This window comes from Cellulomonas sp. B6 (assembly GCF_001462455.1).
Classification (GTDB): domain Bacteria; phylum Actinomycetota; class Actinomycetes; order Actinomycetales; family Cellulomonadaceae; genus Cellulomonas.
Genome location: NZ_LNTD01000271.1, coordinates 1 through 7,693, shown reverse-complemented (window position 1 = coordinate 7,693; position 7,693 = coordinate 1). Strand labels below are relative to the sequence as shown.

Annotated in this window: 5 protein-coding genes; 1 reads left to right on the top strand and 4 read right to left on the bottom strand. The window is 77.2% G+C overall.

Annotation, left to right across the window (positions count from 1 at the left end):
- Positions 1-29: 29 nt before the first annotated feature.
- Positions 30-1,334: a geranylgeranyl reductase family protein gene (locus ATM99_RS17895; protein WP_369798109.1), complete on the bottom strand. Its 1,305-nt coding sequence runs from the start codon at positions 1,332-1,334 to the stop codon at positions 30-32.
- Positions 1,335-1,694: 360 nt separating this feature from the next.
- Positions 1,695-2,432 carry a demethylmenaquinone methyltransferase gene (locus tag ATM99_RS17890; RefSeq protein ID WP_062104149.1) on the bottom strand — a complete coding sequence of 246 codons (738 nt, stop codon included), beginning with the start codon at positions 2,430-2,432 and terminating at the stop codon, positions 1,695-1,697.
- Positions 2,433-2,535: 103 nt separating this feature from the next.
- Here ATM99_RS17890 and ATM99_RS17885 point away from each other — a divergent pair, with 103 nt between their 5' ends.
- The gene (locus ATM99_RS17885; protein WP_062104148.1) at positions 2,536-3,867 is read left to right on the top strand and encodes an isochorismate synthase MenF; all 1,332 of its coding nucleotides are present in this window, start codon (positions 2,536-2,538) and stop codon (positions 3,865-3,867) included.
- A gap of 225 nt (positions 3,868-4,092) precedes the next feature.
- Here ATM99_RS17885 and ATM99_RS17880 read toward each other — a convergent pair whose 3' ends face one another.
- Together ATM99_RS17880 and menD are read right to left on the bottom strand one after the other, a co-directional pair.
- Complete coding sequence (locus tag ATM99_RS17880; protein ID WP_223305262.1) at positions 4,093-5,724, bottom strand: S1C family serine protease; 1,632 nt, start codon at positions 5,722-5,724, stop codon at positions 4,093-4,095.
- A 103-nt stretch (positions 5,725-5,827) separates the two neighbouring features.
- Complete coding sequence (menD, locus tag ATM99_RS17875) at positions 5,828-7,693, bottom strand: 2-succinyl-5-enolpyruvyl-6-hydroxy-3-cyclohexene-1-carboxylic-acid synthase (protein WP_082660027.1); 1,866 nt, start codon at positions 7,691-7,693, stop codon at positions 5,828-5,830.

The window sequence follows — 7,693 nt, the reverse complement described above, 5'->3', positions numbered from 1 at the left end:
GGGCGGTCGTCATCGGGTCCTCGGCCGGGTCATGCGTCGGGCGCCAGTCGCGAGAGCCCGGCGATGACGCGGTCGACCACGTCGCCGCCGCGGGGTTCGTAGCAGTCGGACAGGAGCTTGAGCACGAACTTCATGAGCAGCGGCCGCGGCAGACCGTACCGCGTGCACAGGTGCATGATCCTCGGGTGCTCGATGAGGCGCACGAAGACGCGCCCGAGCGTGTAGTACCCGCCCAGGTCGTCCTTCATGCGGTGCTGGTACGTCGCGAACGCACGCTCGCGCCCGGCGGCCGAGCCACGGGCCAGCCCCTGGGCGATCGCGTCACCGGCGACGCGCCCGGCCTGCAGGCCGTAGGCGATGCCCTCGCCGTTGAACGGGCTGACCATGCCGGCCGAGTCGCCGGCCAGCAGCAGGCCGTTCGCGTACAGCGGGCCGCGGTTGAAGCCCATCGGCAGCGCGGCGCCGCGCACGGGGCCGACCTGGTTGTCCGGCGTGAACTCCCACTCGGCGGGCGCGTTGGCCATCCAGCGCGCGAACAGGTCCTTGTAGTCGACCTTGGTCGCGGCCGCCGTCGAGCTCACCGAGCCCAGGCCGACGTTGGCGGTGCCGTCGCCGAGGGAGAAGATCCAGCCGTAGCCCGGCATGAGGTTCGAGCGCCCGGGCGCGCCGTCCCACAGCTCGAGGTGCGACTCCATCCACGGGTCGTCGTGGCGGGGCGTGCGGAAGTACGTGCGGACGGCCACGCCCATCGGGCGGTCGTCGCGCTTGGTGCGGCCCACCGCGGTCGCGAGCCGGGCCGAGACGCCGTCGGCCGCCACGACGACGGGGGCCCGGTACTCGACCTGCTCCCCCGCGTCGACCGTGCGGCGTCCGTCCGACGCGACGGCGCGCGCCCGCACGCCGACGACGCGGCCCGTACGCTCGTCGCGCACAGGGCTCGTGACGGCCGTGCCCTCGAGCAGCTTGGCGCCGGCGGCGCGCGCGTGCTCGGCCAGGACCTGGTCGAACGACGTGCGCGCCCGCGCCAGGCCGTAGGACGGGTAGCTCGACAGCTCGGGCCACGGCAGCTCGAGCCGGTGGCCGCCGCCGATGACGCGCAGGCCGCGGTTGCGGATCCAGCCGTCCTGCTCGCGCACGGGCACGCCCATGCGCACGAGCTCGGAGACCGCGCGCGGCGTCAGGCCGTCGCCGCAGATCTTGTCGCGCGGGAACGTCGCCTTCTCCAGGAGCAGCACGTCGAGGCCGGCGGCCGCGCAGTGGTAGGCCGCCGAGGCGCCTGCGGGGCCTGCGCCGACGACGATGACGTCGGCGTCATCCGTCGGTACGCGCACCACGCTGGGACCCCACTTGTGACGATGTTCACGTGCAACTCCGGCGAGTGTATCCACCCCCTCTGGGCCTGTCTGCGAAGGGTTGGCTTACCTTCGTCGAGCCCCGGGACGATGGTCCCGGGTGCGTGCTCGAACAGGTGCGACGCGCCCGGCGGGACGCCTCCGACCGCGCCGTCACGGCCCGGTTGGTCCCCATCGTCCCCCGGCCGGCACGCCCGCGCAGCGCGGACGACGGGCCGACGCGCCCGGCGGGCGTCGCGCACGACGGCCCCGGGGCGCGACGCTCGTCACACCGCGCGTCGCGCCCGGACGCACGGGAGCCCGTGCCACGACCGCGGCACGGGCTCCCGGTGACGCGCCGGGTCAGGGGCGCGCGGCCTCGGGGCGAGCGCCCCGGGGGTCCGAGGTCTCGGGACGCACCGCGCGGTGCAGCGCGACGATCCCGCCCGACAGGTTCCGGAACGCGACCTGGTCCCACCCGGCCCGCCGCACCTGACGGCCCAGCTCGCGCTGGCCGGGCCACTCCCGGATCGACTCCGCGAGGTACACGTACGCGTCGGGCGACGTGGACACCGCGCGCGCGACCGGCGGCAGCGCGCGCATGAGGTAGTTCGTGTAGACGACGCGGAACGGCGCGAACGTCGGTCGCGAGAACTCGCACACCACGAGGCGCCCGCCCGGGCGCGTCACGCGCAGCAGCTCGGCCAGCGCGGCGTCGACGTCGCTGACGTTGCGCAGCCCGAACGACATCGTCACCGCGTCGAACGACGCGTCCGCGAACGGCAGGTGCAACGCGTCGCCCGCGACGAACGGCAGGTCGGGCCGCCGGCGGCGTCCCTCGCGCAGCATGCCCGTCGACAGGTCACACGGCACGACGTGCACGCCCGCGTCGGCCAGCGGCTCGCTGGACGTGCCCGTCCCGGCCGCGAGGTCGAGCACGGTCTCACCGGGCTGCGCGGCGAGCGCGGCGAGCGTCGCGCGGCGCCACGCGCGGTCCTGGCCGAGCGAGAGGACGTCGTTGGTCAGGTCGTACCGGCGCGCGACCGCGTCGAACATCGACGCGACGTCGCGGGGGTCCTTGTCGAGCGTGGCACGGGACATGGGGCCATCGTCTCAGGTCCGCGGGCGCCGACGTGCCGCACGTCACCGCCCCGGACGGCCCCGCGGTCCGCCGCGGGGCCCCGCGCGTCCTACGCTGACGACGATGAGCACGACGCACCGGGCCGCCGCGGGCGCCCACGTCCCGCAGCACCTGGTGGTGCGCACCGTCGAGGTCCACGACCTGCCGGCGGGCGGCGACCCCGACCCCGCGGACCTGCTGGGACTGCTGCCGGCCGACGCGCCCCTGGCGTGGGTGCGCCGCGGCGACGGGCTGGTCGGCTGGGGCGAGGCCGTGCGGATCGAGGTCGGCGGCGCCGACCGGTTCGCCGCGGCCGAGCGCGCGTGGCAGGAGGTGCTCGCGCACGCCATCGTCCGCGACGAGGTGCGCCTGCCCGGCACCGGTCCCGTGGCGTTCGGCTCGTTCGCGTTCGACGACGCCTCGGACGCGGGCGGCGTCGTGGTCGTGCCGCGCGTCGTGGTCGGACGGCGCGACGGGCGCACGTGGCTGACGACCCTGAGCACGGCGGCCGAGCTGGGCCCCGCGCCGCGGCTCGCCGACGTGACCCCCGAGCGCACGCCCCTCGCCGGCCCCGGCGAGGTCACGTACACCGACGGCGCCGTCACGGCCGACGCGTGGCTCGACGTCGTCGCCGACGGCGTCGAGGCGATCCGCGCGGGCGAGGTCGACAAGGTCGTGCTCGCGCGCGACGTGCACGCGCGCACCGAGCACCCGCTCGACGTGCGGTGGGCGCTCGACCGGCTCGCCGACCGGTACCGCTCGTGCTGGACGTTCAGCGTCGACGGCATGATCGGTGCGACGCCCGAGCTGCTCGTGCGCTCCGAGCGCGGCCTGGTGACGTCGCGCGTGCTGGCCGGGACGATCCGCCGCACGGGGGACGACGACGCCGACGTCGCGCGCGCCGGGATCCTCGCGCACTCGTCGAAGGACCTCGAGGAGCACGAGTACGCGGTCACCTCGGTCGCCCGGGCCCTCGCGCCGTTCTGCTCCTCGACCAACGTGCCGGACGTGCCGTTCGTGCTCCCGCTGCCGAACGTGCTGCACCTCGCGTCCGACGTCACCGGCGTGCTCGCGGCGCCGCAGGGCGACCGGGCGCACCCCTCGTCGCTCGCGCTGGCCGCCGCGCTGCACCCGACGGCCGCGGTCTGCGGCACCCCGACCGCGGCGGCACGTGACCTCATCGCCCGGATCGAGGGCATGGACCGCGCGCGGTACGCCGGCCCCGTGGGCTGGTTCGGTGCCGACGGCGACGGCGAGTGGGGCATCGCGCTGCGCTCGGCCGAGGTCGACCGCGACGACCCGCACCGCGTGCGGCTCTTCGCGGGCTGCGGCGTCGTCGCCGCGTCCGACCCCGCGGCCGAGCTCGCGGAGTCGCGGGCCAAGCTCGTCCCGATGCGGTTCGCGCTGTCGTCCTGACGCACGGCTCGCCGCACGCCACGGGCGGCGTGACCCGGTCGCCCCGGCCCGCGCCGCGGCCGCGCGCGGGCACGACGCAGGCCCGCCGCGGGAGGGGACCGCCCGCGACGGGCCTGCGGTGCACGCCGGCTCCAGGGGGTGCGCCGGCGACCGGGCGTGGCCCTGACGGACCCGTCCGGGGACGAGGTGTGGGGCCGACGGCGCACCGCCGGCCCCACCGGGGCGTCAGCCCTGGCCCTGCTGCTCCTGCTGCTGACGCTGCTGGAACCACTGCCAGAGCTGCTCGGGGGTCATGCCGCCGGGCAGCTGGCCCTGCTGCCCGCCCTGCTGACCCTGCTGGTCCTGACCGCCCTGCTGGCCCTGGCCGCCCTGCTGGCCCTGGCCGCCCTGCTGACCCTGCGCGGTCGTGTCGGGACGCGTCGCGAGCTTGACGTCGACCTCGATGGCCTTCGAGTCGCGCACGACGGTGAGCGTCGCGTCGTCGCCCGACGCCATCGAGCGGACGAACGCGGTGAGCGACTCGGCGCCGCCGACCGGGTCCTTGCCGATAGCGACGATGACGTCACCGTTCTGCAGCCCGCCCGCGGCGGCCGGCGACCCGTCGCTGACCGTCTGCACGACCGCGCCGCGGCGCGTGACGCCGTCGGCCGTCGCGGTGCCGTCGGCCAGCGTCACGCCGAGGTACGCGTGCTCGGCCTGGCCGTCCTGGATGAGCTGACCGGCGATGTTCTTGGTGACGTTCACCGGGATCGCGAAGCCGAGGCCGATCGACCCCGACTGCTGGCTGAGCGTCGCGATCGACGACGTGATGCCGATGACACGGCCGGTCGCGTCGAACAGCGGACCCCCCGAGTTGCCGGGGTTGATCGCCGCGTCGATCTGGATGGCGTTGGTCACGGCCGCCTCGCCGCCGTTCTCCTGCGTCGACACCGGGCGGTCGACCGCCGACACGATGCCCGTGGTGACGGTGTTGGCCAGGCCGAGGGGGTTGCCGACCGCCATGACGGGGTCACCCACGGCCACGGCGTCGGAGTCGCCCAGCGCGGCGGCCTTGAGGTCGTCCGGGGCGTCGACGAGCTTGACGACGGCGAGGTCGGTGCTCGCGTCGGTGCCGACGACCTGGGCCTCGAACATGCGCCCGTCGGTCAGCGTGACCTGCACGTTGCCCTGCGCACCCGCGACCACGTGGTTGTTGGTGAGCACGTGGCCCGCGTCGTCGATGATGACGCCGGATCCCTGCGCCTCGCCCGACTGCGTCGTGACGTCGATCGCGACGACGGAGGCCTGCACGGCGGCCGCGACGGCCTGCCAGTCGGGGCTGTCCTTGCTCGACCCGGACACGGGCACGTTCTCGGCCGTCGAGCGCCCGACGTCCGCCAGGGAGGCCGAGCGCTGCGAGGACGCCGGGTCGGACAGGGCGCCAGTGAGGCCGCCGACGCCCGCGACGGCACCGCCGCCGACGAGCACGCCGACGACCGCGGCCGAGGCGACCCAGGCCCAGGCCCGCGAGCGCCTGCGCGGTGCGGGCTCACCGGGCGCGGCCCACGGGTCGGTGCCCGGCGGCACCGCGCCGGGCGGCACGGCGCCCGGCGCGCCCGGTCCGCCGACGCCGAACGCGGCGCCGGGTGCGTGCGCACCCGTGCCGACGGGGGTCGGCTGCTGGGCGGCGCGCTGCGCGGCCTCGTAGCGGGCCCACTGCTGCGCGGGCGTGAGCCGCGCGGGGGCCCCGGGCTGCGGTCCGGACGCGGGCGCGGCCTGCTGCGGGGGCAGCGGCCGGGTCGCGTCGGGCGCGGGCAGCGGCTGCGTGGGGTGGTCCTGGGGGTGGTGGCCGTGCTGCGGCTCGGGCGTGGTCGTCATGGCTGCCTCCTTGTCGACACCCATGACACCCCGCCGCGCTGGGACAGCACTTCAGGAGACCTGGAGGTTTCCTGTGAGTTGCCCAGGTGGGGTGGGGCGGACGTCAGCCGAGCGGGCCGAGCGCGGCGTCGACGGCCCCCGCGACCTCGGCAGCGAGCCGCTTGCCCAGCGCCCGTCGGTGCGCACGGTCGACCCGCACCTCGACGACGCTCGTGCCGGTCCCGGGCGCCGCGAGCGCCGGCAGCAGCCCGTCGGTGTCGACGACGCGCGTGTGCCGCACGCCGTACGCCGCGCACAGGGCCGCGACGTCGACGCCGTGCGGCGTGCCGAACACGCGCTCGAACACGTCCGCACGGCCGGGCTCGCCGTGCTCGAGGGTCGTGAACACCGAGCCGCCGTCGTCGTTCGCCACGACCAGCTGGAGGTCGGCGGCCGCCTCGCCCGCGCCGCGCAGCAGCCCGCCGACGTCGTGCAGGAACGTCAGGTCGCCCAGGTAGGCGCGCACGCGGCGGTGCGGCAGGGCCAGCGCGACGCCGGTCGCCGTGGCGACCGTCCCGTCGATGCCGGCCAGGCCGCGGTTGGCCAGCACGAGCGGCGCGGCGTCCCAGCGCGCGACGAGGTCGAGGTCGCGCACCGGGTTCGACGAGCCGACGACGAGCACGTCCTGCGGCGCGCTCGCGCGCGCGACCGCCCGGGCCAGCGCCCACCCCGTGACGCGCGGCCCGCTGCGCGAGCGACGCGCGTCCTCGGGGACGTCGAGCAGCCGCACGAGCACGTCCTGCGCGGCGGCGTCGGCGGTGCGCCACGCGTCGAGCCAGCCGGCGGGTGCGCCGACCCGGCCCTGCCGCATGCGCGGCGGCACGTCGAGCAGCACCTGGGACGCGTTGCGCGCGGCGTCGGGCCAGTCGGTGCCCCGCGGCGCGACGACCAGCACCTCGACGTCAGGGCGCGCCAGGAGCGCCTGCACGGGCCGTGTGAGCGTCGGGCGACCGAGCACGACGACCCGTCCGACCCGACCGCCGAGACGCCGGGCGGCCAGCAGCAGCCGGTACGCACCGATCGCGTGGTCGCCCTGCCGCGCGCCGGACGACGGCTCGGCGAGCAGCGGCCACCCGTTGGCCTCGGCGAGCCGCACCGCGGCGGGGCCCGCACCGTCCCCCGCGACGACCACGGTGGGGACGGCTCCGCGCGCGCGGCGCGAGCCGCGCGCCGTGCCGTCCGCGTCGCCCACGACGACCGGGACGGCACCCGTGAGCGGGGCGACCGGGTCGGCGGGCTGCGCACGGCCCACGACGTGCGTGAGGCCCGCGTCCGACGCCGCCGGCCACGGTGCGGCGCCGGGTGCGAGCGGGTCGCGGTACGCGAGGTCGAGGTGCACGGGACCGGGGTCGCCCGTGCGGGCGCCGGTCGCGGCGGCGAGGGCGCGCGCGACCGTGCGGCGCAGGTCCCGGTCCTCCCCCGGGCGACCGGTGGGCGCGGGCACGTCGACCGCGAGCCGGACGGCGCCGCCGAAGATGCCCGCCTGCTCGGTGGTCTGGTTGGCGCCCGTGCCGCGCAGCTCGTGCGGGCGGTCGGCCGTCAGCAGCACGAGCGGCAGCCCGGTGTGGTGCGCCTCGAGCACCGCGGGGTGCAGGTTCGCCACGGCGGTGCCGGAGGTCGTGACGACCGCGACGGGCCGGGCCGGTCCCGGTCCGCGCTCCCCCGCGTGGGCCGACCCCTTGGCCAGGCCGAGCGCGAGGAAGCCCGCGTCGCGCTCGTCGATGCGCACGTGCAGGCGCAGCGCGGGCGCCCCCGCGGGCCGTTCGGGGTCGGGGCGCGCGGCGTCGGCGACTGCGTAGGCGAGCGGTGCGCTGCGCGACCCCGGCGCGAGCACGACGTCGCGGACGCCGAGCGCCGCGAGCGCCTGCACCAGCACGCGGGCCGCACGCACCGAGGGCGCGGGGTCCGAGGGCGCGGGGTCCGGGGGCAC

Bases quoted from the DNA above. Each gene is read 5' to 3' on its own strand.
- ATM99_RS17880 (WP_223305262.1), bottom strand. From the start codon at position 5,724: ATGACGACCACGCCCGAGCCGCAGCACGGCCACCACCCCCAGGACCAC.
- ATM99_RS17890 (WP_062104149.1), bottom strand. From the start codon at position 2,432: ATGTCCCGTGCCACGCTCGACAAGGACCCCCGCGACGTCGCGTCGATG.
- ATM99_RS17885 (WP_062104148.1), top strand. From the start codon at position 2,536: ATGAGCACGACGCACCGGGCCGCCGCGGGCGCCCACGTCCCGCAGCAC.